The sequence below is a fragment of the Rhodovulum kholense genome (assembly GCF_003053725.1).
GTDB classification, from domain to species: domain Bacteria; phylum Pseudomonadota; class Alphaproteobacteria; order Rhodobacterales; family Rhodobacteraceae; genus Rhodovulum; species Rhodovulum kholense.
In genome coordinates, this window is record NZ_QAYC01000003.1 from 44,338 (window position 1) to 67,775 (window position 23,438).

Sequence of the window (23,438 nt, forward strand, 5' to 3'; positions counted from 1 at the left end):
TCGTTTCTTCTTGGCAGAAATACCCTGGGGGTCCGGGGGCAACGCCCCCGGCGCTGTCGTCAGGCGCCCTCGTAGGCGCAGAGCGTATGCACGTCCATGCCCATCTCTTCCAGCCGCTTGCGGCCGCCAAGATCGGGCAGGTCGACGATGAAGGCGCAACCGATCACCTCGGCGCCAAGCCGTTCGCACAGCTTGATGCCCGCCTCGCAGGTCCCGCCGGTGGCCAGGAGATCGTCGACGATCAGCACCTTTTCGCCCGGAGCGAGCGCGTCGTCATGGATCTCGACCACGGCCTCGCCATATTCGAGCTTGTATTCCTCGGCGATGGTCGCGGCCGGAAGCTTGCCCTTCTTGCGGATCGGCACGAAGCCCTTGGAAAGCTGGTGCGCGATGGCGCCGCCAAGGATGAAGCCGCGCGCCTCGAGCCCCACCACCTTGTCGATCTGCGCCCCGGCATAGGGGTTCAGCAACTGGTCGATGGCCATCCGAAACCCGCGCGGATCGGCGAAAAGCGTGGTCACGTCGCGAAACATGATCCCCTCATGGGGGAAATCGACGATGGTGCGGATGTAGTCCTTGACGCTGCTGCTGGCGATCATCCCGGGGGCCCTCTGCTTCAGATCCTTCGGGCCCCGGTTCTGGCGCAAGGCCTTGCCTCCCGCAAGGGCGTGGTTTGACGCAAGCGGCGGGTCGGCTGCGACGGATCAGCTGCGCGAGGTCATGAAATAGCGGTAGAACCGGTCGGAAATCCAGCTGAGATGCGGTTTTCGCCAGTCCATCCGGTCCCGCGTCAACAGGGTCTGCGCGACATGAAGATTCATTTTCCCGATCCCTTCCTTTTTCTCTTGTGGACCCATGCCCGCTTGAGGTTAATGGAAAATGTATATACATCGCCTAGGCAAAAATCAATGGCGGCGTGAGGTCCGGATGGGGAAGAAGGGCGGCAAGAAGGACAGTCAGCTGGTGTTGCGGCTCGACAAGGACGAGCGCGAGGAATTTGTCGCGCTCTGCAAGGCGCTCGATACCAGTGCGGCGCGCGAGATCCGGGCCTTCATCCGGAAATTCGTGCGCGAGAACGGTTCCGAGCCGCGAAAGTAGCGGCGCGGCGCCAAAGACCGCAAGGCCGCGCCTCGCGCCCCTTGAAGGGGACGCGGCGCCATCCTAGGTCGGCCTCGCCGCGCCCCGGGTCCGGGCGCGGCCGGCGGGGTCGGGGCCTTGGAGTTTTCCCTTGGATATCGTTCTGGTCCTGGCCGGGCTCGCGGCGCTGATCGCGGGCGGCGAGCTTCTGGTGCGCGGCGCGGTCGCGCTGGCCCGACGCTTCGGCGTGTCGCCGATGATCATCGGGCTGACCTTCGTCGGATTCGGCACCTCGACGCCCGAACTGGTGACGAGCCTGCAGGCGGCGCTGACCGGCGCGCCCGACATCGCCCTTGGCAATGTCGTCGGCAGCAATATCGGCAACATCCTTCTCATTCTGGGACTTGCGGCGCTGGTGCGGCCGATGCGGGTCTGTCCGGCCGCGCTGCGGCGCGACGGCGGCGCACTGGCGCTTGCGACCGGCCTTGCCGTGCTGGCCATGCTGGGCGGCGCGCTGGGGCGCGGCAGCGGTGCGGCGGGGCTGACGCTGCTGGTGGCCTATCTTGCCTTCACCATCTGGCAGGAGCGGCGGTCCGCGACCGCGGCCGGGGCGGTTTACGTGGCCGAGGCCGATACGCTCGGCCTGCTGGACCGGTCCTGGGCGGCCTTGCCCGTGATGGCGCTGGGGCTGGGGCTGACGCTGGTCGGGGCCAAGCTTCTGGTGGCGGGGGCGGTGACGCTTGCGGCCGCGGCGGGCTTGTCCGAGGCGGTGATCGGGTTGACCGTGGTCGCCATCGGCACGTCGATGCCCGAGCTCGTCACCTCGCTGATGGCGGCGCGGCGCGGCGAAAGCGGTGTTGCCATCGGCAATGTCATCGGCAGCAACATCTTCAACCTTCTGGGCATCCTTGGCGTGACCGCCCTGGTGCAGCCGCTGGCGGTGGCCGGGCGGATCGCCGGGTTCGATGTCTGGGTGATGCTGGCGGCCACGGCCGGGCTGATCGTCGTGGCCTGGACCGGCGGGCGGATCACGCGGGCCGAGGGCGGGGGTCTGGTGGCCGTCTATGGCGTCTATCTGACGGCGCTTCTGCTGACCGCGGCGTCCTGAACGGACCGGTGGTTCCGACGTGCACGCCCGGCCGCGTGGGCCGGGCGTAAGGCAAGTGGCGGCTTAGCGGCCGAGCACGCGGCCCGCGACGGCGTCGAGCCGGGCCAGCAGCGCCGGGTCGCGTTTCTCTGGGGCGGTGATCAGCGCGTATTCCAGCGCAGTGTCGCAGCCCTTGTCGCAGGGCTTGTGCGCGCCCAGCAGCCGGGGCAGGCGGCTGACCATGCCGCGCGCCTTTTCGGCGTTGCCGATCAGGGTCTTGACGATATCGGCCACCTCGACCGCGTCATGGTCGGGATGCCAGCAATCGTAATCGGTTACCATGGCGATCGAGGCATAGCAAAGCTCGGCCTCGCGGGCGAGCTTGGCCTCGGGCATGTTGGTCATGCCGATCACGTCGCAGCCCCAGTTCTCGCGATAAAGCTTCGACTCGGCGAGCGTCGAGAATTGCGGCCCCTCCATCGCCAGATAGGTGCCGCCGCTATGCACGGTGATGCCCTCGTCGCGCGCGGCCTGCAGGCAGGCGGCCGACAGCCGGGCGCAGGTCGGGTGCGCCATGCTGACATGGGCCACGCAGCCTTCGCCGAAGAAGCTTTTCTCGCGGGCGATGGTGCGGTCGACGAACTGGTCGACCACGACGAATTCGCCCGGGGCGAAATCCTCGCGGAACGAGCCGCAGGCCGAGACCGAGACGACATCGGTGGCGCCGATCCGTTTCAGCGCGTCGATATTGGCGCGGTAGGGCACGGAGGTCGGCGAATGCACGTGGCCGCGGCCATGGCGCGGCAGGAAGGCCATCTTCATCCCGTCGAGCGTGCCGGTCAGGATCTCGTCCGAGGGTTTGCCCCAGGGGGAGTCCACCGCCTGCCAGCGCGCGTCCTCAAGCCCGTCGATGTCGTAGACGCCCGAGCCGCCGATCACCGCGATCATTCGTTCCATGTCATCCGTCCCTCTTTTTGGATCTGGCATGCCGGCGCCCCTTTTAAGCGTCCCGTCCCGGAATGGAAACGGCGCCAAGGCCGCATGTCCATTAATTCCGCGGGTGGCGGCTTCGGCCGATTGGTCTTGGTCTCAGTCGCCGGGGCGCCTCAGCTCGAAGGTGTCGCGCACCACGGCATAATCGCGATAGCCGAGCCGGGCGAGCGGCCGGAACCGGGTGACCTCGAAGCGGCCGTCGACCAGGCAGTCGTCGCGCAGATGGATGCCGGTGACCTCGCCGAAGACGGCGAAATTGGCCGCCCCCGGCAGCGTGACGATCCGGGTCAGCCGACATTCCAGCGCGGCCGGTGCTCCGGCCACCCGCGAACAGTCGATGGTCTCGCAAGGGGCGCGGGCGATCCCGGCGAGGGCGAATTCGTCGGTCTCGCGCGGGGCGGGGGCCGAGGTCGCGTTCATCGCATCGGTGGCGGCCTCCTCGACGATCATGACGCAAAAGACGCCGGTGTCGCGGATATTGGCCACGCTGTCCTTGGTGCCGTCGCGATCCGGCTTGGCCGAAGTCGAGGCGAACATCACCTGGGGCGGCTCGTAGGCCACGGCATTGAAGAAGGAATAGGGCGCGAGGTTGTCCCGTCCCGCGCTGTCGCGGGTCGAGATCCAGCCGATGGGCCGGGGGGCGACGATCGCGCCGAACGGGTTGTGCGGCAGGCCGTGGCCGGCCTCGGGGCGGTAGAACATGGCGGTCCTCTCGGGCATTTCCCCCGGCATAACCTCGTGCTAGGGCCGGTTCCAGCAACAAGGGAGAGCGCGGTGATCCGGGTGGCGGAAGAAACGGCCGAGGACTGGTGGGACGTCGAGGCGCTTTACGACCTCTGTTTCGCGCCGGGGCGCACAGCGCTGTCGTCCTACCGGCTGCGGGACGGGGTGCCACCGGTCGCGGCGCTGTGCCTGACCGCGCGGGACGAGGCCGGCATCCTGGCGGCGGCGATCCGCTACTGGCCGATCCGGATCGGTGCGGCCGGGGCGCTGCTGCTGGGGCCGGTCGCGGTGCACCCGACGCGCCAGGGCGAGGGGCTCGGGGCGCTTCTCATACGCGACTCGCTGGCGCGGGCCGAGGCGCTGGGGGTGGACCGGGTGATGCTGGTGGGGGACGCGCCCTATTACGCGCGGTTCGGGTTCACCAAGCTCGACGCGGTCGAGATGCCGCCGCCCACGAACCCGGACCGGGTTCTCGGGATCGCGCTGTCTCCCGGCGCCTGGGACGGGGTGGCTGGCCTCGTGACGCGCGCGACCCCGGACTGAGGGCGATTGGGGGCGGGCCGGTTTGGGCGGGGCCCCAATTCTTCTGCGAAGAATTGCGCCCGGGTCCGGCCGTTGGCGACGGCCCCCCGGGCGGCGATTGGGCCGGACAAACCGGCCGGCGGGACGACCCGGCCCGACGGGGACGCTTGACGGGCGGGGTCCGCGCCCCCTACATGCCCGCGCACCCAAGCCAGGAGAGACGGGATCATGGGCTTCAAGACCGGCATCGTCGGCCTGCCGAACGTGGGCAAATCGACCCTTTTCAACGCGCTGACCCGCACCGCAGCGGCGCAGGCGGCGAATTTCCCGTTCTGCACCATCGAGCCCAACGTGGGCGAGGTGGCCGTTCCCGACCCGCGTCTCGACAAGCTGGCGGAGATCGCGGGGTCGAAACAGATCATCCCGACCCGGATGACCTTCGTCGACATTGCGGGGCTGGTGAAGGGCGCCTCCAAGGGCGAGGGGCTCGGCAACCAGTTCCTGGCCAATATCCGCGAATGCGACGCCATTGCCCATGTGCTGCGCTGCTTCGAGGATGGCGACGTCACCCATGTCGAGGGCCGGGTCGATCCGGTCGCCGATGCCGAGGTGATCGAGACCGAGCTGATGATCGCCGACATGGAATCGATCGAGAAGCGTCTGCAGGGGCTCGTCCGCAAGGTCCGGGGCGGCGACAAGGACGCCATCCAGCAGGAGCGTCTTCTGAAAGCCGCGCTGGACGCCCTGAACGCGGGCCGTCCGGCCCGTACCGTCGCGGTGGCCGAGGACGACGCCAAGGCCTGGGGCATGCTGCAGCTTCTGACCGCCAAGCCCGTGCTGTATGTCTGCAACGTCGCCGAGGAAGAGGCCGCGTCCGGCAATGCGTTCTCGGCCGCCGTGGCGGCCATGGCAGAGGCGGAGGGCGCGGCCAGCGTCGTGATCTCGGCCAAGATCGAGGAAGAGATCAGCCAGCTCGATCCCGAGGAGGCCGAGGTCTTTCTGGAAGAGCTTGGGCTGGAGGAGGCCGGCCTCGACCGGCTGATCAAGGCGGGCTACGGGCTTCTGGGGCTCGAGACCTATTTCACCGTCGGCCCCAAGGAGGCCCGCGCCTGGACCATTCCGCTGGGCACCTCGGCGCCCAAGGCCGCGGGCGTCATCCATGGCGATTTCGAGCGCGGCTTCATCCGGGCCGAGACCATCGCCTTTGACGATTTCATCGCCCATGGCGGCGAGCAGGGGGCCAAGGACGCGGGCAAGATGCGCGCCGAAGGCAAGGGCTATGTCGTCCAGGATGGCGACGTGATGCATTTCCTCTTCAATACCTGAGCCCTCAAGCCGGACCGGGCGGGGCGGCCTTTCCGGCCGCGCCCGTCCGCGCTAGAAAGAACAGGCGCGGTTTCGGGAGCCACCCATGAAGACGATCCACATCCTGAACGGTCCGAACCTGAACCTGCTGGGGCAGCGCGAGCCCGAGATCTACGGTCGCGAGACGTTGGCCGATGTCGAGACCGCCTGCGCCCGGGTGGCCGGGGAAAAGGGGTTCTCCGTCACGCTGCGGCAGTCGAACCACGAAGGGCAGATCGTCGACTGGATTCACGAGGCGCGGCAGGAGGCCTCTGGCATCGTCATCAACCCGGCCGCCTATACCCACACCTCGGTCGCGATCCTCGATGCGCTGAACGCCTTCGAGGGCCCGGTGATCGAGGTGCATATCTCAAACGTTCACAAGCGCGAAGTCTTCCGCCACCGGTCCTATGTCTCGCTGCGGGCCGATGGCGTCATCGCCGGCTGCGGGATCGAGGGCTACGAACTGGCCGTGCGGCGGATCTGTTCGCTTCTGGCCTGAGAGCCCCTGATCGTCGCGTCCCCGGCGCGGAGCACACGGGTTTTCCGGGCGGCGCTTCCCCCCCTGTCGCTTTCGCCTATCTCAGAGCCATGGACATTGTCGTTCTCACCACCATTACCGCCTGCCTTTTCGTGGTCATCGCCGCGGCCGAACCGCTGGCCGCGCGGCTGAGGCTGCCCTATGCGGTGATCCTGGCGGTTCTGGGGATGATGATCGGCGCGGGCGCCATCTTCTTCCTGCGGACCGACCTGACCGATGCGCTCAATCCGGTGGCCGAGGCGATCCTCAACCTGCCGATCCGGTCGAACGTCTTTCTCTACGTTTTCCTGCCGATGCTGCTTTTCCAGGTCACGCTGGGGATGAACCTGCGCCGCATGCTGGACGACTGGGTGCCGATCCTGATGCTGGCGGTGGTCGCGGTCGTGGTCGCGACGCTGTCGGTGGGCTACGCGCTGGCCTGGGCAAGCCCCTGGCCGATCACCGTGTGCCTGCTGATCGGGGCCATCGTCTCGACCACGGATCCGTCGGCCGTGGTGGGCATCTTCCGGTCGATCTCGGCGCCGCGGCGTCTTGCCCGCATCATCGAAGGCGAAAGCCTCCTGAACGATGCCGCCGCCATCGCGCTCTTTGGTCTGTTCATGAGCTTTGTCATGGATAACGTGCCCGACCCCGCCTTTTCCTCGGCGCTGGGGCGCTTTCCGATGCTGATCGCGGGCGGGGCCGTCACCGGCTGGATCTGCGCGCGGGTGGCGATATGGACGATGACGCTGTTCCAGCGGTTCGAGCTGGCGCAGATCTCGCTGTCGGTGGCGCTGCCCTATCTGGCCTATATCCTCGCCGAGCGCAGCGTCGGCGCCTCCGGCGTGATCGCCGTGGTGGCGGCGGGTCTGACGCTGAACCTGATGGGGCCGGGGCGGCTGGCGCCCTCGGCGATGACGAACCTGCGCGAAGTCTGGGACCTGCTGGCGCATTGGGCCGGGGCGCTGATCTTCGTGCTGGCCGCACTGCTGATCCCGCGCCTGATGGAAGAGGTGCGGCTGGACGATCTGGGCCTCGTCGCCGCTGTGGCCCTGGCGGCCATCGCGGCGCGGGTCGTGATCCTCTTCGGGCTCTTGCCGCTTCTGACCCTGCTGCGGCTTTCGCCCATGGTCGAGCGGCCCTATCGCGTGGCGATCCTCTGGGGCGGTCTGCGCGGCGCGGTCACGCTGGCGCTGGCGCTGGCGGTGACCGAAAGCGTCCATGTCCCGGTCGAGGTCAAGCGCGTGGTCGGTATCCTTGCGACCGGGTTCACGCTGTTTACCCTCCTCGTGCAGGGGACGACATTGCGGCCGGTGATTCGGCTTCTGGGGCTCGACCGGCTGTCGCCCATCGACCGGGCGCTGTCCAACCAGGTAGTGGCGGTCGCGCTGCAGACGGTGCGCGAGGACGTCGCCCGCACCACCGAAACCTATGATCTCTCGCACGACATCGTGCGCTCCGAGGCCAAGCGCTTCGGCGAGCGGCTGGACGAGGCGGTGAAGACCGCCGATGCGGATGCCGAGATCCTTGATCGGGACCGCGTGACGCTGGGACTGGTGGCGCTTGCCGGGGCCGAACGGGACGCCATCCTGAACCGCATTCGCGACCGCACCATCCCGCTCGGGCTTGCCGAACGGATGCTGTCGAATGCCGACCGACTGATCGAGGGCGCGCGCACCGGCGGGCGGTCAGGCTATCGCACCGCCTCGAAGGCCAGCACCGGCTACAGCCGCGCCTTCCGGCTGGCGGTGGTGCTGAACAACCGGCTGCGCATCGCAGGTCCGCTGGCGCGGCTGACCGCCGACCGGTTCGAGGATCTGCTGATCCAGCGGCTGGTGCTGCACGATCTGGGCGGGTTCATCGAGGCGCGCATCCGGCGCATCCACGGACGCCGGGTGGCCGACCTGTTGCAGGAACTTCTGGAACGGCGCGACGAGGCGCTGGAAACCGCGCTGGACGGGCTGAGGCTGCAATTCCCGGGCTATGCCGAGGAACTGGAGCGCCGCTTCATCCGTCGCACCGCGCTGCGGCTGGAGGAACGCGAATACCGGTCGCTGCGCGAGGACGGGCTGATCGGGGCCGAGCTGTTCGCGGTGCTGATGCAGGAGATCGACCGTCGCCGCGCCGCGGCCGAAGAGCGCCCGCGCCTCGATATCGCCGTGAGAAAGGCGGATCTGGTCCGGCGCTTCCCGCTGTTCGCGGGGCTCGACGAGGCGGCGCTGCGGCGGCTCGCGCGGGCGCTGGTGACACGCCATGCCGATCCGGGCGAGGTGATCTTCCGCAAGGAGATGCCCGCGCGTTCAGTCTTCTTCATCGCCAGCGGCGCGGTCGAGATGGAGATGGCGGGGCAGGTCGCGCGACTGGGGCGGGGCGAGATGTTCGGGCAGATGGCGATCCTGACCCGTCGGCCGCGCCGGGCCGAGGTGCGGGCGATCGCCCCATCGACGCTTCTGGTTCTCGACGAGGCGCGGTTCCGCAGGCTGCTGTCGAGCAGTCCCGCGATGCGCGAAGCCGTGCTTGAAAGCGCGGCGCGGCGCGGGATGTCGCCTGAAAAGATCCTGCCCGCCGAGGCGCCCGCCGCCTGAGCCGCGGCAGGGCCTGCCCCGCGATAGGGCCAGCACCGCGACAGGGCCTGCGTTTCGGAAGGCGGCCCGGCGGCTCGTCCGTCCGGCGTGGCGTACGGATCGGACCTGTTCGGACGGTGGCGGACCCCGGGGAGGCACGGGCGCGCTTTCGCGGCTCTGCCCGAGGACCCGTTCGTCCCCGGCCGGGTGCGGGACCGGTTCCCGCCAAAGAAAAACGCCCGGCCAGTCAATGCCGGGCGCCGCGGTCACGCAAAGGGGCTCAGTTGCTCCAGGACTGGATCAGGTCGTCATAGGCGACGGTCTTGGGCTCTTCTTCCTCGTTGGCGAGCTTCGGTTTCGGCGCGCCGGGCTGTTCCAGCCAGTATTCGGGGTCGCGCTCTTCGTTCAGCTTCGGCCCCAGATCGCCCTGAACGCCCGCGCGTTCGAGACGGCTGAGAACCTTCTCCTGATCGGCGCAAAGCGCGTCCAGAGCCTCTTGCGGGGTCTTCGCGCCCGACATGGCATCGCCGATATTCTGCCACCAGAGCTGGGCGAGCTTCGGATAGTCGGGGATGTTGGTGCCCGTCGGCGACCACTGCACCCGGGCGGGCGAGCGGTAGAACTCGACAAGCCCGCCCAGCATGGGTGCGCGGTCGGTGAAGTGCTGCGAGTTGATGGTGGAGTCGCGGATGAAGGTCAGCCCCACGTCCGATTTCTTCACATCGACCGTCTTCGAGGTGACGAACTGGGCATAAAGCCAGGCCGCCTTGGCCCGGTCCACGGGCGTCGATTTCATCAGCGTCCAGGACCCGGCATCCTGATAGCCGATCTTCATGCCCTCTTCCCAATAGGCGCCATGCGGGCTGGGGGCCATCCGCCATTTCGGCGTGCCGTCCTCGTTCAGCACCGCGCCCGCGCCATCGCCCACCATGTCGGCGGTGAAGGCTGTGTACCAGAACATCTGCTGGGCGATCTGGCCCTGGGCGGGCACCGGACCGGCCTCCGAGAAGGTCATGCCCGCCGCCGTGGGGGGCGAGTATTTCTGCAGCCATTCGATCGCCTTCGTCACCGCATAGACCGCCGCGGGCGAATTGGTGGCGCCGCCGCGGGCCATGCAGGACCCCACGGGCTGGCTGCTCTCGTTCACCCGGATGCCCCATTCGTCGACCGGCAGGCCATTGGGTTCGCCCTTGTCGCCCATGCCTGCCATCGACATCCAGGCATCGGTATAGCGCCAGCCGAGCGAGGGGTCCTTCTTGCCGTAATCCATGTTGCCGTAGATGTCGCCCTCGGCGCCCATGTAGGACATGTCGCGGCCGGTGAAGAACTCGGCGATGTCCTGATAGGCGGACCAGTTGACCGGGACGCCCAGATCGTAGCCGTACTTGGCCTTGAAATCCTCCATGGTCTTCGGGTCGGTGAACCAGTCGTAGCGGAACCAGTAGAGGTTCGCAAATTGCTGGTCGGGCAGCTGATACAGCTTGCCGTCCGGGCCGGTGGTGAAGCTGGTGCCGATGAAATCCTCAAGGTCGAGCCCCGGGTTCGTCACGTCGGCGCCTTCGCCCGCCATCCAGTCGGTCAGGTTGCGGGCCTGCTGATAGCGCCAGTGGGTGCCGATCAGGTCGCTGTCGTTGATGTAGGCGTCGTAGATGTTCTCGCCCGACTGCATCTGGGTCTGCAGCTTTTCGACCACGTCGCCCTCGCCGATCAGGTCGTGGGTGACCTTGATGCCGGTGATCGCGCTGAAGGCCGGGGCCAGTACCTTGGATTCGTATTCATGGGTGGTGATGGTTTCCGAAACGACCTTGATCTCCATCCCCGCGAAGGGTTTGGCGGCGTCGACGAACCATTGCATCTCGGCCTCCTGATCGGCGCGCGACAGCACCGACATGTCGCCGATCTCGGCGTCGAGGAAGCTGCGCGCCTCGTCCATCCCGGCCCAGCCGGGCGCGGCCAGAAGGCCCAGCGCCAACCCCAGAGCGGTTGTGGTTCGGTATCCGTGGGTCATGGTTTCCTCCCTATTGAACCCAGTATTTTTCGTGTCGTCGGGCCCTGCGTCAGCGCGGCGGGCCTCCAATCCCGCCGCCCGACCGTCCTGCGCGGGTCACACCCAGCGGAAGACGGCCGCGGCCCAGCCCGCGCAAAGGATCAGCGCGCCCCATTGCGGCCAGGGCGCAAGCCCCAGCCAGGCCAGATTGAGAAAGGCCGCGCCCAGCAACGTGATGAAGAGCCGGTCGCCGCGGGTCGTCTCGAACCTGAGCACACCCACGCGCGGGGTTTCCGGAAACCGGATCGCCAGCACGGTGAACAGCACCAGAAGCGCCGCGATCGTGGCGAAGAAGGCCGCCGTGGGCCAGGTCCAGGCCATCCAGTCCATGCGCTTACCCCGTCTTCACGTAGACATGCAGGCCGTGTTCCTTGCGGCCGGTATCCTCGATCCCCTCGAACCGGCCCTCCCGCACGGCCCGCAGGAAATCGTTGCCGATCCCCACCTTCTCGCCGATCCAGAGCGTATCCCATCGGGCGCCGACCGCGTCGGGCAAGTGGAATTCGCCGGGGGCTAGCGCGTCGAGCGCGTCCCGGATCATGGCTTCCTGATCTGCTGTCATCAAACCCTCCCGAGGGCAAAGCCCTTGGCGATGTAATTGCGCACGAAGTAGATCACGAGCGCGCCGGGCACGATGGTCAGCACACCCGCGGCAGCCAGAACCCCCCAGTCCAGTCCCGAGGCGCTGACCGTGCGTGTCATGGTAGCGGCGATGGGCTTGGCGTCCACGCTGGTCAGCGTCCGCGACAGCAGGAGCTCTACCCAGGAGAACATGAAGCAGAAGAAGGCCGCGACCCCGATGCCCGACGCGATCAGCGGCATGAAGATCTTCACGAAGAAGCGCGGGAAGGAATAGCCGTCGATATAGGCGGTCTCGTCGATTTCCTTGGGCACGCCGCGCATGAAGCCCTCGAGGATCCAGACCGCCAGCGGCACGTTGAAGAGGCAATGCGCCAGTGCCACCGCGATATGGGTGTCGAAAAGCCCGACCGAGGAATAGAGCTGGAAGAAGGGCAGGGCAAAGACCGCGGGCGGGGCCATCCGGTTCGTCAGCAGCCAGAAGAACAGATGCTTGTCGCCGAGGAATGTGTAGCGGCTGAAGGCATAGGCGGCGGGCAGCGCGACGGTGATCGAGATGACCGTGTTCATCACCACGTAGATCATCGAATTGACATAGCCCATGTACCAGGACGGGTCGGTCAGGATGGTCGCGTAGTTCCGGAAGGTCAGATCCTTCGGCCAGAGGCTGAAGCTGCCGAGGATCTCGGCATTGGTCTTCAGGCTCATGTTCACAAGCCAGTAGATCGGCAAGAGCAGGAACAGAAGGTAGGCCACCATCACCACGGCGCGGGCATTCACCCGGGGCAGGACGCGGGAGGCGGGCAGGGCAGGGGCGTCGGCCATCACTTGCCCTCCCGTTTTTCCATGTTCACCATCACGGTGTAGAAGACGTAGGACACGAGCAGGATCACCAGGAAATACATCAGCGAGAAGGCGGCCGCGGGTCCGAGGTCGAACTGCCCCAGCGCCATCTTCACCAGATCGATGGACAGGAACGTTGTGGCGTTGCCGGGGCCGCCGCCGGTGACGACGAAGGGCTCGGTATAGATCATGAAACTGTCCATGAACCTCAGCAGTACCGCGATCATCAGCACGCCCTGCATCTTCGGCAGCTCGATATAGCGGAAGACGGCCCAGCGGCTGGCCTGGTCGATCCGCGCCGCCTGATAATAGGCGTTGGGGATCGATTGCAGCCCCGCATAGGCCAGAAGCGCCACCAGCGAGGTCCAGTGCCAGACATCCATCACGATGACCGTGGTCCAGGCGGCGAAGAAGCCCTGGGTGTAGTTGTAGTCGACCCCCAGCGCGTTCAGCGTGTAGCCCAGCAGCCCGATATCCTCGCGCCCGAAGATCTGCCAGATGGTGCCGACGACGTTCCACGGGATCAGAAGCGGCAGCGCCATCAGCACCAGACAGACCGAGGCCCAGACGCCCTTCTTGGGCATCGACAGCGCCACCAGAATGCCCAGCGGCACCTCGATGGCGAGGATGATCCCCGAAAAGACCAGCTGGCGCCCCAGCGCGTCCCACATCCGTTCGGAGGCGAGCGTCTCGCGGAACCAATTGAGCCCGGCCCAGAAGAACTGGTTCTGCCCGAACGTGTCCTGCACCGAGTAGTTCACGACCGTCATCAGCGGGATCACCGCCGAGAAGGCCACCAGCACCAGCACCGGCAGTACCAGGAACCACGCCTTGTGATTGACTGTCTTTTCCATCAGGCGGCGCTCCCTTGTGCCGGGGCGACCAGCCAGTCGTCGGCATAAACATTGACGTTGGCCGGGTCGAACACGACGCGCGAGGCCTCGGCCGGAATGGCCTCGCCCTCGGCGGCGAGAATGTTGATCTCGGTCCCGAAGCAGGTCGCGCGCAGGATCTTGTGGCGGCCCACATCCTCGATGCGGGAGATCCGGACCGGCAGCCCCTCGTCCTTCGACAGCCGGGCGAATTCGGGACGCACCCCGATCCGGGTGCCGCCCGCCAGCGGTCCGTAGCGGCCGCCCAGGGGCACGTGGATGCCGTTCACATAGGCCCGGTCGCCCTCGATCGTCGCGGGCAGCAGGTTCATGCCGGGCGAGCCGATGAAATAGCCCACGAAGGTATGGGCGGGTCGCTCGAACAGCTCTTGCGGCGTGCCCACCTGCACCACGCGGCCGTCATGCATGACCACGACCTTGTCGGCGAAGGTCAGCGCCTCGGTCTGGTCGTGGGTGACGTAGATCATCGTATGGCCGAACTCGTGATGCAGCGACTTCAGCTGGGTCCGAAGCTCCCACTTCATGTGCGGGTCGATCACCGTCAGCGGCTCGTCGAACAGAAGCGCGTTGACCTCGCGCCGCACCATCCCGCGCCCCAGACTGATCTTCTGCTTGGCATCGGCGGTCAGCCCGCGCGCCTTGCGGCTCAGCTGATCCTCCATCCCGATCATCCGCGCGACCGCCTGCACCCTCTCGGCGATATAGGCCGGGTCGCGGCCCCGGTTGCGCAACGGGAAGGCCAGGTTCTCGCGCACGGTCATGGTGTCGTAGACCACGGGAAACTGGAACACCTGCGCGATGTTGCGCTGGGCGGTGGGGGCGGCGGTCATGTCGACCCCGTCGAAGAGGATGCGCCCCCGGCTGGGCGTCAGCAGCCCCGAGATGATGTTCAGAAGCGTGGACTTGCCGCAGCCGGACGCGCCCAGCAGCGCGTAGGCCGCGCCGTCCTCCCAGTCGAGGTTCAGCTCCTTCAGGGCGTAGTCGTCGGGCGATTGCGGGGCGGGCAGGTAGGAATGGGCGAGGTGTTCCAGCGTGATCCGGGCCATGGTCGCTCCTCCTCAGGCCGCAAGGGCATAGGCGGCGGGGGCGACAAGCGCGCCGTCCTCGCCGAAGATGTAGACATGCGACGGGTCCAGATAGACCGGCAGCGCGGCCCCGATCCGAAGATCGCGGATGCCGTGGATCACGCCCACCCAGCGTTCGCCATGGTGGTCGAGATGGATGAAGGTTTCCGACCCGGTGATCTCGAAGACCGCAAGTCCGGTGTGAAAGACCATGGCATCGGCGGTGTGGCGTTCGATCTCGACATGGTTCGGGCGGAAGCCGGCGGTATAGCGCCCGTCGGCGAGCGCGGCGAGAGCGCCCTTCGCCTCGACCCACTGGCCGTCGCCGAACATCAGCCGTCCGCCGGTCTTCGAGACCCTGAGGAAGTTCATCGGCGGGTCGGAATAGACCCGCGCCGTGATCGCGTCGGCTGGCTGGCGGTAGACCCGGGGGGCGGGGCCGAACTGGGTGATCCGTCCTTCCCACAGCGTCGCGGTGTTGCCCCCCAGCAAAAGCGCCTCTTCGGGTTCGGTCGTGGCATAGACGAAGATCGCGCCGGAAGAGGCGAAGATCCGCGGGATCTCGGCGCGCAGTTCCTCGCGCAGCTTGTAGTCGAGATTGGCCAGCGGCTCGTCCAGCAGCACGAGGCCCGCGTCCTTCACCAGCGCGCGCGCCAGCGCGCAGCGCTGCTGCTGGCCGCCCGACAGTTCCAGCGGCTTGCGGTCAAGAAGCGGCGACAGCCGCATCATGTCGGCGGTCTTCTTCACCGCGCGGTCGATCTCGTCGCGGCTGCGGCCCTCGAGCCGCAGCGGCGAGGCGATGTTGTCGTAGACCGTCATCGAGGGGTAGTTGATGAACTGCTGATAGACCATCGCGACGCGGCGGTCCTGCACCCGCATGCCCGTCACGTCCTCGCCCTGCCACAGGATGCGCCCGGTCGTGGGCCGGTCGAGCCCGGCCATCAGCCGCATCAGCGTGGTCTTTCCCGAAAGCGTCGGCCCCAGCAGCACGTTCATCGTGCCGGGTTCCAGCGTCAGATCGGTCGCATGGATATGCGTCCGGCCGTTCACGACCTTCGACAGGCCGTCAAGCGTCAGCGCCATCGCGGCACTCCTCCCTTATTCCGTCCCTGGGCCCGTCTCGGCCGCCTATTCGGCGGCGGCGGGCAAGTCCTTGGGGCGCTTATCCGTCATCCAGGCGTCAAGCCCGGCAATCTCGTCGGGGCTCAGTCTGAGCCCAAGCTTGCTGCGGCGCCAGACCACATCGGCGGCCTCGCGCGCGAATTCGCGGTCCATCAGCCAGCGCACCTCGGCTTCGGTCAGGGTCGCGCCGAAGTCGCGCCCCAGATCCTCGGGGCTGCGCGCGCCGTCCAGGAGGTCTGCCGCCTCGGTGCCATAGGCGCGCACCAGCCGCCGTGCCCAGCGGTCGGTCAGGAACGGGTGCGTCGCCTTGAGCCGCGCGATCAGGTCCTCGACGCCATCGACCGGAAGATCCCCACCCGGCAGCGGCACGCCCGCGGTCCAGCGGCCCGGCAGGCCCTCGTTCACCTCGGAGATCTTCTCCAGCGCGGATTCGGCCAGCCGACGATAGGTCGTGATCTTGCCGCCGAAGACGTTCAGCAGCGGCGCGCCGGCGCGGTTCAGCTTGACCACGTAATCGCGCGAGGCGGCGGTCGCAGAGCCCTCGCCCTCGTCATGCAGCGGCCGCACGCCGGAATAGGTCCAGACGATATCCTCGACGGTGACGTCCTGCCGGAAATAGCGGTTCACGAAGGCCAGCAGATAGTCGCGTTCGGCCTCGGTGCAGACGGGGGGCGTGTCGGGGTCCGCATGTTCGGCATCGGTCGTGCCGATCAGGGTGAAATCGGTTTCGTATGGGATGGCGAAGACGATCCGGCCGTCCTGCCCCTGGAAGAAATAGCACCGGTCGTGATCGAAGAGCTTCCGCGTCACGATATGGCTGCCCCGCACCAGACGCACCCGGTCTGACGAGGTTTCGTGCAGCGTCTCGCCGATCACCTCGCCCGCCCAGGGGCCGGCGGCATTGACCAGCATCCGGGCGCGGCGGGTGAAGACCTCGCCGGTCTGCTGGTCGCGCAGCGTGACCGTCCAGAGGTCCGGGCCGCGCGCGGCGCCGATGACACGGGTGCGGACGAGGATCTCGGCGCCGCGCTCGGCGGCATCGCGGGCGTTCAGCGCGACCAGACGCGCATCCTCTATCCAGCAGTCGGAATATTCATAGGCCCGCTGGAAGCTGTCCTTCAGCGGCTGGCCCGCCGGGTCTGTCGCCAGATCCAGCGTGCGGGTCGCGGGCAGGATCTTGCGGCCCCCGAGGCTGTCGTAAAGAAAAAGCCCCAGACGGATCATCCAGGCCGGACGGCGGCCCTTCATCCACGGCATGACCGTGGACAGCAGCCTCGACGCGGGGGTGCTGGCATCGAACCGCATTCGCGTGTCGAGCGGCAGCACGAAGCGCATCGGCCAGCTGATATGGGGCATCGCGCGCAACAGCGTCTCGCGCTCGATCAGCGCCTCGCGGACCAGACGAAACTCGAAATACTCGAGATAGCGCAGCCCGCCGTGAAAGAGCTTGGTCGAGGCCGAGGAGGTCGCCGAGGCCAGATCGCCCATCTCGGCCAGCGTGACGCTCAGTCCGCGCCCGGCGGCGTCGCGGGCGATTCCACAGCCATTGATGCCGCCGCCCACGATCAGCAGGTCGGTCGGGTCGGACTGGGGCGTTGTCGCAAGGGGCGCGGGCATGAATCGGTCCTTTCGGTAGAGTCAACGAACCACGCTGCGACAAGTTGCGTCAATCGGAATTTTCGTTTTTATTCCGTTTCTGTTCGGTATGGCCTGAAGCGCGCAGCTTCATGCGCGCTTGGCCGAGTACGCCTTTCGCATTTGCAGCATGCGCGCGTTCTCGCGGCGGAACTCAGGCGATCTCTGCCGCCGGTCCGGACTGCGCCGCTTGCGAGGCATCGGCAAATCGAACAATTTGGAGCGGAAAGGAAAGCCGATGTCCCAGACCCTGCGCGCGCCCGACATCCTCGACATCGCCCGCCGCGAGGGCCGTGTCACCGTCGAGGCGCTGGCCGAACATTTCGGGGTGACCGTCCAGACCATCCGCCGCGACCTCGCCGATCTGGCCGAGGCGGGCAAGCTCGAGCGGGTCCATGGCGGGGCGATCCTGCCCTCGGGCGTGACCAATATCGGCTACGAACACCGGCGCGACCTGAACCCCGAGGCCAAGGCGGCCATCGCCCGGCGCTGTGCCCAAGCGATCCCCGACGAGGCGTCGGTCTTTCTCAATATCGGGACCTCGACCGAGGCGGTCGCGCGCGAGCTTTCGCATCACCGCAACCTGCTGGTGGTGACCAACAACATGAACGTGGCCAACATTCTGGTCGAGAACCCCGATTGCGAGATCGTGGTGGCGGGCGGCACGCTCAGGCGGTCGGATGCGGGGCTGGTGGGCACGCTGACCATGCGCGCGATCCAGGCCTTCAAGGTCGACTATGCGGTGATCGGCTGTTCGGCGCTGGACGAGGATGGCGATCTGCTGGATTTCGACATCCGCGAGGTTGGCGTCAGCCAGACCGTCATCTCGCAGGCCCGGCGCACCTTCCTGGTCGCCGACGCCACCAAGTTCGAACGGACCGCGCCGGTGCGGATCGCCTCGCTGGGCGATCTCGATGCGCTGTTCACCGATCGCCCCTTGTCCGGGGCGCTGGCCGAGCGGTGCCGGGCCTGGAACACCCGGGTCGAGATCGCAGATTGAGGCGGTGTCTCTCAGGCTCGCCGCAACGGCCCCTTTCAGCCGCGCGTCCGGCCATAGGCCGCCATGAAGACCTGGACCGCCGAGGCAACCGAGGCCTCGATTTCCTCGGGGTCCGGGGCGGTCGGGCGTTTGCCGAAGAGTCGGGCGCGCCAGATGCCGGCCACGGTCAGCTCGATGAATTGCGAACTGGCCCGTTCGGGGTCGGGCACGTCCAGCCGCCCGGCGGCGCGTTCGCGGCGCAAAAGCGCGTTCAGGTCGTCATGGGTCCGCTGGGCGCCGGCCTCGTAGAACCGTGCCCCAAGCTCGGGCATGCGGTCGACGATGCCCGCGATGGTGCGTTGCCACTGGACCACATGATCGGTGCAGATCGTCGAGGCGAGGCGCTGGCCGAACCGGGTCAACTTGTCCTCAAGCGGCAGATCGCCTTTCAGAAGCGCATCGAAGCCCGCGAAGATCGCCTCGCGCTCGCGCGCGACGAGGGCCACGAAAAGATCGAGCTTGTCCTCGAAATAGACGTAAAGCGTGCCCTTCGAGACCCCGGCGGCGCGGCAGATCTCGTTCACGCTGGCGCCGTCGAAGCCCTTTTCCAGGAACTCCTTCATCGCGCCCTGCAGGATCTGGTCGCGCTTGGCGGGGTCCTCGCCCGCCGCATGGCGTCGGCAGACGCGGCCGCCGGGGCAGGTGTCGCTGTCGGTTCGGCTGTCGCCTTGCGGCATCTGGGCCGGTCCTTTCGTGGTCCCGAGGGCATGATCCTGGCGGCCTGACGGGAGTCGGCAGGCCCGTCGCTGTCAGACCATTTAATCGAACCGGCCGGTTCGATAAAGCCTTGATCGACTCGCGGCGATGCCCTACACATAAATCGAACCGCGCGGTTCGATCCGGCTCTGTGCCGGTCCCGCCAGACTTTCTCACGTCCCGTCGCCCCTGCGCCTTCTCCGAAAGCTGTCCCGATGTCGAAGCCGGAAACCCTGACTCGCGAGACCCTTGCCGATGCCGCCCCGGTGCCGCCGGGCGAGGATCGGTCCGCCGCGCCGAAACGGTCGCGCCGCAAGCCGGTGCTGGCGCTCGTGGCCGTGCTGGCGCTGGGCGGGGCGGGCTATGCCGGCTGGGGCTACTGGACCCATGGCCGATTTGTCGAGCATACCGACGACGCCTATGTCCAGGCCGATATCGCGATGATCTCCAGCCGGGTGCAGGGCTACGTCAAGAGCCTGCCGGTCGAGGAAAACGCCCATGTTCGGTCCGGCGACGTGCTGGTGCGGCTGGAGGACGACGATTATCGCATCGCGCTGGCCACCGCCGAAAGCCGCGCCGCCACCGCCGACCGCACGCTGGCCCGGATCGACGCGCAGATCGCCGCCGCCCGCGCCGCCGTCGTGCAGGCCGAGGCCGACCGCGACGCCGCCGAGGCCCAGCTTCGGACCGCGACCAACGCGCTTGAGCGGGTCAAGGGGCTGGCCGCGCGCAATTTCGCGGCGGTGGCCCAGCTCGATACCGCGACCGAGGATCACGACACCGCGCGGGCGACGCTGGCCAAGACCACCGCCGCCGTGGCCAGCGCCCGGGCCGAGGTCAATGTGCTGATCGCCCAGCGGGCCGAGGCCGAGGGCGAAAAGCATCAGCTGGAACTGGCCGTGGACCAGGCCCGCCGCGACCTCGACCGCACGGTACTGCGCGCGCCGGCCGACGGGACGCTGGCCAATCTGGGGCTCGAGCTTGGCGACCTGGTGACTGCAGGGACCCGGCTGGCGGCGCTGGTGCCCGACGACGCGCTGTATGTCGAGGCGAATTTCAAGGAAACCCAGATGCAGGGCATCGCCCCAGGTGCGACGGTCGAGGTCACGCTGGACGCGCTGCCTGGCCAGCGCTTCGACGGTAAGGTCACCTCGGCCGCGCCCGCGACCGGGGCGGTCTTCTCGCTGCTTCCGGCCGAGAACGCGACCGGCAACTTTACCAAGGTCGTGCAGCGGGTGCCGGTGCGCATCCAGCTGCCGCCCGAGGCGCTGGCGACCGGACAGCTGCGCGCCGGGCTGTCAGCGGTGGTGTCGGTCGACACGCGCACCGGCGACGCGGCTGCCTCGCGGCTGGCCAGCGTACACTAGGCGCCGCGCTCCGGGGCCCGCGAAATCATGTCCGCCGACGAGCCGCATCTGACGCCGCGCCGCGCCATCGCCTTCGTGGTGATGGTGTTCGGTATGTTCATGGCGATCCTCGACATCCAGATCGTCTCGGCCTCGCTGTCCGAGATCCAGGCTGGGCTTGCCGCCAGCCCCGACGAGATCAGCTGGGTCCAGACCAGCTATCTGATCGCCGAGGTGGTGATGATCCCGCTGTCGGGCTTTCTCGCCCGGATGATGTCGACGCGCTATCTGTTCGCGCTGTCGGCGGCGGGGTTCACCATTTCAAGCTTTCTTTGCGCCACCTCGACCAGCATCGAAGAGATGATCCTTTGGCGTGCGCTCCAGGGATTTCTGGGCGGCGGCATGATCCCCTCGGTTTTTGCTGCGGCCTTCACTATCTTTCCGCCCTCGAAGCGCAACGTGGTCTCGCCGATCATCGGCCTGATCGCCACGCTGGCACCGACCGTCGGGCCGACGGTGGGCGGCTATCTCAGCTACACGCTGTCCTGGCACTGGCTTTTTCTGGTGAATGTGCTGCCCGGCATCGGCGTGACGCTGGGGGCCTTCCTGCTGATCGATTTCGATCGCCCGAACTGGAGCCTCTTCGAGCGCTTCGACTGGTGGGGCCTGCTGTCGCTGGCGGCGTTTCTGGGCGGGCTCGAATACGTTCTGGAAGAGGGGCCGGGCAATGACTGGCTGGCCGATGAAACGGTCGCGGTCTTTGTCGTCGTGACGCTGGTCGGCGGCATCGTCACCTTCTATCGGGTGCTGACCCGCGACGAGCCCATCGTCGATCTGTCGGCCTTCGGCAATGTCAATTTCGCGGTCGGGTCGGCCTTCAGCTTCGTGATGGGGATCGGGCTTTACGGGCTGACCTATCTTTACCCGCTCTATCTGGCCTCGATCCGCGGCTATGACAGCCTGATGATCGGCGAGACGGTCTTTGTTTCAGGGCTGGCGATGTTCGTCACCGCGCCCATCGCGGGCTTTCTGGCGGGCCGGGTCGATCTGCGACTGATGCTGCTGGTCGGCTTCGTCGGCTTCGCGGTCTCGACCTGGATGCTGACCGGCATGACCGCCGAGTGGGATTTCCAGGAACTGCTGGTGCCGCAGATCCTGCGCGGCATGTCGCTGATGCTGAGCATGGTGCCGATCAACAACCTCGCGCTCGGCACGCTGTCGCGCGACAAGATGAAGGGCGGCTCGGGGCTGTTCAACCTGATGCGCAACCTTGGCGGTGCGGTGGGGCTGGCGGTCATCAACACCCAGCTTTCCGACCGGGGCGCGCTGCATTACGACCGCCTGCGCGAGGCCATCAGCTGGACCAATGACGAGGCGATGCGGCAGCTTTCGCTGATGGCCGGGAACCTCTCGGCGCGGGGGCTCGACGGGCAGACCGGGGCGCTGGCGCAGATGGCGGCGCGGGTGCGCCAGCAGGCGACGGTGATGTCCTTCATCGATGTCTTCCTGATGCTGTCGGTGCTCTTCGCGGGGCTTGCGGTGACCGCCTTCCTGATGCGGACGCCGCAACAGGCGGGCGGGGGCGGCCACTAGCGCCGGGCTCAGACCCCTGTCCAGCCCGACAGCCCCTTGCGGAAGACCGTGACGCTTTCGGGCCGGAACGCGCCCTCGCGCGCCACCATCCGGGTCAGCTCGATCTGGTCGCCGTCGATGGCCAGCCGGGCGAAGTCGTTTTCCTGCCCGCGCAGCCGGGTCGAGAGCCCGGTGCCCACATGCACCTGCAAGACCCGACGTCCGGCCTCGCGGGTCAGGAACGGCTCGGCCCGCCAGCGGTGCAGATGGCCCGACAACACGATGTCGGCGCCGCAGCGCGCCAGCGCCTCGAGCGAGGGCGCGGCATGTTTCATCAGACGTTTCGGGGTGTCGGGCGCCTGTTCGAACGGGTGATGCGCCATGGCAAGGCGCGGGCCCGGCGCGCCCTCGAAGGCCGCGCAGGCCGCGTCGAGATCGCGCCGCCTGACCTTGCCGCGCTGCCAGCGCAGCGGATCGACGGTGTTGAAGCCCTGCACCGTCAGCGTGCCGATTTGGGTCCGGGGCGCCAGATCGGCCGAGATATGGCGCCGATAGCGGGCGTAAGGGCGCAGCAGCCGCAGCCAGGGATTGTCGAGCGGCACATCGTGATTGCCGGGCACCGCCAGCCAGGGCGCCTCGATCCGGTCGAGAAAGCCGCGCGCGGCGCGGAACTGGCCGGTCCGGGCGCGCTGGGTCAGATCGCCGGTGACCGCCACCAGATCGGTCTCGTCCGCGTTCAGCGCGTCGAGCAGCGGGTCCAGCAGTTCGGGCGCGGTGCGGCCGAAATGCAGGTCCGAGATATGCGCGATCCGGATCACGCGGCCGCGCCCGGCACCAGCACGCGCAGCGGCCGGTCGCGGCGGCGGATCGTCAGCGGCGCCTGCATCATCTGCCGTTCGCCGTCGCGCGCGACCAGAACCCTGGGCCGCCCCGGGTCGATCACGATCCGGGAGGCGCGGTGCAGCTCGAAATCCTGCCCCTCCTGCGCCGCGCGCAGCGCAAGCCCCAGCGTTGCGCGGGCGATCTCGGCCCGGCTGGCGTCGGGGGCGGTGAAGAGCGGGAAGGCGCCCGTCTCGAGTGCATCGATGCCGTCCAGATTGAACTGCTGCAGCTGGTAGGCGCTGTTGGCGACGAAAGCCAGCGGCGTGCGCAGGGTCAGGGTCTGGCCGTCCAGGTCGATCCGCAGCCGCATCGCACGGCGCATGCCGGCCAGCGTCTGGGCGACCGACCAGTAGGCAGCGGCGCGGCTTCGGCCCCAGCGGCGGTAGGTGGTCTCGCGCCGCTCGAGGATCGCGGGATAAAGCCCGAGGCTGGCATTGTTGAGAAAGACCGCGCCATTGACCTCGCCAAGGCGCAGCTCGGCGGTGGTTCCCCCGGCCAGCGCCGCGACCGCCGCCTCGGGGTCCAGCGGAATGCCGAGCCCGCGCGCAAAATAGTTGAAGGTGCCTTGCGGGACCACGCCAAGCGTCGCGTCGCGGTCATGGCAGGCCTCGGCCACGGCGCAGATCGTACCGTCGCCACCCGCCGCGACCAGCGTGCCGCAGCCCTGGTCCAGCGCCTCATGGGCCAGCGCCGTCAGGCTCTGGCCGGGGCGCGGGCTGCGGATCTCGGCCTCGAGGCCGGTCCGGTCGAGAAGATCGCGCAGCATCTCGCTGCGCGAGGTCGGGCCGGAATGGTCTCCGGCGCGGTCGTTGACGATCAGGCAGATGGCGGCGGGGCGGGTCATCGGTGGCGGGTGTCCTTTGAAGCGCCCGGTCCCGGGCAGGGCAGAG

23 protein-coding genes are annotated in these 23,438 nt (G+C 67.7%); 9 read left to right on the forward strand and 14 right to left on the reverse strand.

Annotated elements, in window-relative coordinates; genetic code table 11:
* Positions 1-59: 59 nt before the first annotated feature.
* Positions 60-599: an adenine phosphoribosyltransferase gene (locus C8N38_RS04940; RefSeq protein WP_075786220.1), complete on the reverse strand. Its 540-nt coding sequence runs from the start codon at positions 597-599 to the stop codon at positions 60-62.
* Between the two features lie 328 nt (positions 600-927).
* Here C8N38_RS04940 and C8N38_RS21500 point away from each other — a divergent pair, with 328 nt between their 5' ends.
* The gene (locus tag C8N38_RS21500; protein WP_166673685.1) at positions 928-1,098 is read left to right on the forward strand and encodes a hypothetical protein; all 171 of its coding nucleotides are present in this window, start codon (positions 928-930) and stop codon (positions 1,096-1,098) included.
* A gap of 130 nt (positions 1,099-1,228) precedes the next feature.
* Positions 1,229-2,185: a calcium/sodium antiporter gene (locus C8N38_RS04945; RefSeq protein ID WP_108024547.1), complete on the forward strand. Its 957-nt coding sequence runs from the start codon at positions 1,229-1,231 to the stop codon at positions 2,183-2,185.
* Positions 2,186-2,248: 63 nt separating this feature from the next.
* Here the strand turns inward: C8N38_RS04945 and C8N38_RS04950 are convergent, their stop codons facing one another.
* Together C8N38_RS04950 and C8N38_RS04955 are read right to left on the reverse strand one after the other, a co-directional pair.
* The gene (locus C8N38_RS04950; protein WP_108024549.1) at positions 2,249-3,121 is read right to left on the reverse strand and encodes an S-methyl-5'-thioadenosine phosphorylase; all 873 of its coding nucleotides are present in this window, start codon (positions 3,119-3,121) and stop codon (positions 2,249-2,251) included.
* Between the two features lie 132 nt (positions 3,122-3,253).
* Positions 3,254-3,859 carry a flavin reductase family protein gene (locus tag C8N38_RS04955; RefSeq protein WP_108024551.1) on the reverse strand — a complete coding sequence of 202 codons (606 nt, stop codon included), beginning with the start codon at positions 3,857-3,859 and terminating at the stop codon, positions 3,254-3,256.
* Positions 3,860-3,931: 72 nt separating this feature from the next.
* On the opposite strand from C8N38_RS04955, the gene C8N38_RS04960 reads away from it, so the two are divergent.
* From C8N38_RS04960 to C8N38_RS04975, 4 genes are all read left to right on the forward strand, one after another.
* Positions 3,932-4,423: a GNAT family N-acetyltransferase gene (locus C8N38_RS04960; RefSeq protein ID WP_108024553.1), complete on the forward strand. Its 492-nt coding sequence runs from the start codon at positions 3,932-3,934 to the stop codon at positions 4,421-4,423.
* A 207-nt stretch (positions 4,424-4,630) separates the two neighbouring features.
* Entirely contained in the window at positions 4,631-5,728 is a 1,098-nt protein-coding gene (ychF, locus tag C8N38_RS04965; protein WP_108024555.1) for a redox-regulated ATPase YchF, read from the forward strand.
* 85 nt (positions 5,729-5,813) lie between these two features.
* Positions 5,814-6,248, forward strand: coding sequence for a type II 3-dehydroquinate dehydratase (aroQ, locus tag C8N38_RS04970; RefSeq protein WP_108024557.1), 435 nt, complete (start codon positions 5,814-5,816; stop codon positions 6,246-6,248).
* 89 nt (positions 6,249-6,337) lie between these two features.
* Positions 6,338-8,851 carry a cation:proton antiporter gene (locus C8N38_RS04975; protein ID WP_108024559.1) on the forward strand — a complete coding sequence of 838 codons (2,514 nt, stop codon included), beginning with the start codon at positions 6,338-6,340 and terminating at the stop codon, positions 8,849-8,851.
* 259 nt (positions 8,852-9,110) lie between these two features.
* On the opposite strand, the gene C8N38_RS04980 is transcribed toward C8N38_RS04975, so the two are convergent.
* The 8 genes from C8N38_RS04980 to glpD all read right to left on the reverse strand — a co-directional run bounded on the left by C8N38_RS04980 (position 9,111) and on the right by glpD (position 16,995).
* Positions 9,111-10,838: an ABC transporter substrate-binding protein gene (locus C8N38_RS04980; RefSeq protein WP_108024561.1), complete on the reverse strand. Its 1,728-nt coding sequence runs from the start codon at positions 10,836-10,838 to the stop codon at positions 9,111-9,113.
* A gap of 96 nt (positions 10,839-10,934) precedes the next feature.
* Positions 10,935-11,207, reverse strand: a complete 273-nt coding sequence (locus tag C8N38_RS04985; RefSeq protein WP_108024563.1) for a DUF2160 domain-containing protein — start codon at positions 11,205-11,207, stop codon at positions 10,935-10,937.
* A 4-nt stretch (positions 11,208-11,211) separates the two neighbouring features.
* Positions 11,212-11,439, reverse strand: coding sequence for a DUF1413 domain-containing protein (locus tag C8N38_RS04990; protein ID WP_108024564.1), 228 nt, complete (start codon positions 11,437-11,439; stop codon positions 11,212-11,214).
* Positions 11,439-12,281 carry a carbohydrate ABC transporter permease gene (locus tag C8N38_RS04995; RefSeq protein ID WP_108024566.1) on the reverse strand — a complete coding sequence of 281 codons (843 nt, stop codon included), beginning with the start codon at positions 12,279-12,281 and terminating at the stop codon, positions 11,439-11,441. Before C8N38_RS04995 ends, C8N38_RS04990 begins: the two co-directional genes overlap by 1 nt.
* Complete coding sequence (locus C8N38_RS05000) at positions 12,281-13,153, reverse strand: carbohydrate ABC transporter permease (RefSeq protein WP_108024568.1); 873 nt, start codon at positions 13,151-13,153, stop codon at positions 12,281-12,283. The genes C8N38_RS04995 and C8N38_RS05000 overlap by 1 nt, the downstream gene beginning before the upstream one ends.
* A complete protein-coding gene (locus C8N38_RS05005; RefSeq protein ID WP_108024570.1) occupies positions 13,153-14,238 on the reverse strand; it encodes an ABC transporter ATP-binding protein in 1,086 nt (361 codons plus the stop codon). Before C8N38_RS05005 ends, C8N38_RS05000 begins: the two co-directional genes overlap by 1 nt.
* 12 nt (positions 14,239-14,250) lie before the next feature.
* Entirely contained in the window at positions 14,251-15,339 is a 1,089-nt protein-coding gene (locus C8N38_RS05010) for an ABC transporter ATP-binding protein (RefSeq protein ID WP_108024572.1), read from the reverse strand.
* 45 nt (positions 15,340-15,384) lie between these two features.
* The gene (gene glpD, locus C8N38_RS05015) at positions 15,385-16,995 is read right to left on the reverse strand and encodes a glycerol-3-phosphate dehydrogenase (protein ID WP_108024574.1); all 1,611 of its coding nucleotides are present in this window, start codon (positions 16,993-16,995) and stop codon (positions 15,385-15,387) included.
* Between the two features lie 256 nt (positions 16,996-17,251).
* Between glpD and C8N38_RS05020 the strand changes: the two genes are divergently transcribed.
* Entirely contained in the window at positions 17,252-18,013 is a 762-nt protein-coding gene (locus C8N38_RS05020) for a DeoR/GlpR family DNA-binding transcription regulator (protein WP_108024576.1), read from the forward strand.
* Between the two features lie 35 nt (positions 18,014-18,048).
* Here C8N38_RS05020 and C8N38_RS05025 read toward each other — a convergent pair whose 3' ends face one another.
* Positions 18,049-18,729 (reverse strand): TetR/AcrR family transcriptional regulator, encoded by a 681-nt coding sequence (locus C8N38_RS05025; protein ID WP_108024578.1) that lies wholly within the window; start codon positions 18,727-18,729, stop codon positions 18,049-18,051.
* Between the two features lie 234 nt (positions 18,730-18,963).
* Here C8N38_RS05025 and C8N38_RS05030 point away from each other — a divergent pair, with 234 nt between their 5' ends.
* Together C8N38_RS05030 and C8N38_RS05035 are read left to right on the forward strand one after the other, a co-directional pair.
* Positions 18,964-20,115, forward strand: a complete 1,152-nt coding sequence (locus tag C8N38_RS05030) for an HlyD family secretion protein (protein WP_108024580.1) — start codon at positions 18,964-18,966, stop codon at positions 20,113-20,115.
* 27 nt (positions 20,116-20,142) lie between these two features.
* A complete protein-coding gene (locus C8N38_RS05035; RefSeq protein ID WP_108024582.1) occupies positions 20,143-21,687 on the forward strand; it encodes a DHA2 family efflux MFS transporter permease subunit in 1,545 nt (514 codons plus the stop codon).
* An 8-nt stretch (positions 21,688-21,695) separates the two neighbouring features.
* On the opposite strand, the gene C8N38_RS05040 is transcribed toward C8N38_RS05035, so the two are convergent.
* The gene (locus tag C8N38_RS05040) at positions 21,696-22,484 is read right to left on the reverse strand and encodes a metallophosphoesterase family protein (RefSeq protein ID WP_108024584.1); all 789 of its coding nucleotides are present in this window, start codon (positions 22,482-22,484) and stop codon (positions 21,696-21,698) included.
* Positions 22,481-23,392, reverse strand: a complete 912-nt coding sequence (locus C8N38_RS05045) for a diacylglycerol/lipid kinase family protein (protein ID WP_108024586.1) — start codon at positions 23,390-23,392, stop codon at positions 22,481-22,483. The genes C8N38_RS05040 and C8N38_RS05045 overlap by 4 nt, the downstream gene beginning before the upstream one ends.
* Between the last annotated feature and the right edge of the window lie 46 nt (positions 23,393-23,438).

What these genes read in the sequence shown, in the direction of transcription:
- C8N38_RS04940 (WP_075786220.1), bottom strand. Translation starts at nt 599, where the DNA reads ATGATCGCCAGCAGCAGCGTCAAGGACTACATCCGCACCATCGTCGAT.
- C8N38_RS04995 (WP_108024566.1), bottom strand. Translation starts at nt 12,281, where the DNA reads ATGGCCGACGCCCCTGCCCTGCCCGCCTCCCGCGTCCTGCCCCGGGTG.
- C8N38_RS05005 (WP_108024570.1), bottom strand. Translation starts at nt 14,238, where the DNA reads ATGGCCCGGATCACGCTGGAACACCTCGCCCATTCCTACCTGCCCGCC.
- C8N38_RS05025 (WP_108024578.1), bottom strand. Translation starts at nt 18,729, where the DNA reads ATGCCGCAAGGCGACAGCCGAACCGACAGCGACACCTGCCCCGGCGGC.
- C8N38_RS04985 (WP_108024563.1), bottom strand. Translation starts at nt 11,207, where the DNA reads ATGGACTGGATGGCCTGGACCTGGCCCACGGCGGCCTTCTTCGCCACG.
- C8N38_RS05030 (WP_108024580.1), top strand. Translation starts at nt 18,964, where the DNA reads ATGTCGAAGCCGGAAACCCTGACTCGCGAGACCCTTGCCGATGCCGCC.
- glpD (WP_108024574.1), bottom strand. Translation starts at nt 16,995, where the DNA reads ATGCCCGCGCCCCTTGCGACAACGCCCCAGTCCGACCCGACCGACCTG.
- C8N38_RS04950 (WP_108024549.1), bottom strand. Translation starts at nt 3,121, where the DNA reads ATGGAACGAATGATCGCGGTGATCGGCGGCTCGGGCGTCTACGACATC.
- ychF (WP_108024555.1), top strand. Translation starts at nt 4,631, where the DNA reads ATGGGCTTCAAGACCGGCATCGTCGGCCTGCCGAACGTGGGCAAATCG.
- aroQ (WP_108024557.1), top strand. Translation starts at nt 5,814, where the DNA reads ATGAAGACGATCCACATCCTGAACGGTCCGAACCTGAACCTGCTGGGG.
- C8N38_RS05035 (WP_108024582.1), top strand. Translation starts at nt 20,143, where the DNA reads ATGTCCGCCGACGAGCCGCATCTGACGCCGCGCCGCGCCATCGCCTTC.
- C8N38_RS04975 (WP_108024559.1), top strand. Translation starts at nt 6,338, where the DNA reads ATGGACATTGTCGTTCTCACCACCATTACCGCCTGCCTTTTCGTGGTC.
- C8N38_RS04990 (WP_108024564.1), bottom strand. Translation starts at nt 11,439, where the DNA reads ATGACAGCAGATCAGGAAGCCATGATCCGGGACGCGCTCGACGCGCTA.
- C8N38_RS05000 (WP_108024568.1), bottom strand. Translation starts at nt 13,153, where the DNA reads ATGGAAAAGACAGTCAATCACAAGGCGTGGTTCCTGGTACTGCCGGTG.
- C8N38_RS05020 (WP_108024576.1), top strand. Translation starts at nt 17,252, where the DNA reads ATGTCCCAGACCCTGCGCGCGCCCGACATCCTCGACATCGCCCGCCGC.
- C8N38_RS21500 (WP_166673685.1), top strand. Translation starts at nt 928, where the DNA reads ATGGGGAAGAAGGGCGGCAAGAAGGACAGTCAGCTGGTGTTGCGGCTC.
- C8N38_RS04980 (WP_108024561.1), bottom strand. Translation starts at nt 10,838, where the DNA reads ATGACCCACGGATACCGAACCACAACCGCTCTGGGGTTGGCGCTGGGC.
- C8N38_RS05010 (WP_108024572.1), bottom strand. Translation starts at nt 15,339, where the DNA reads ATGGCGCTGACGCTTGACGGCCTGTCGAAGGTCGTGAACGGCCGGACG.
- C8N38_RS05045 (WP_108024586.1), bottom strand. Translation starts at nt 23,392, where the DNA reads ATGACCCGCCCCGCCGCCATCTGCCTGATCGTCAACGACCGCGCCGGA.
- C8N38_RS04955 (WP_108024551.1), bottom strand. Translation starts at nt 3,859, where the DNA reads ATGTTCTACCGCCCCGAGGCCGGCCACGGCCTGCCGCACAACCCGTTC.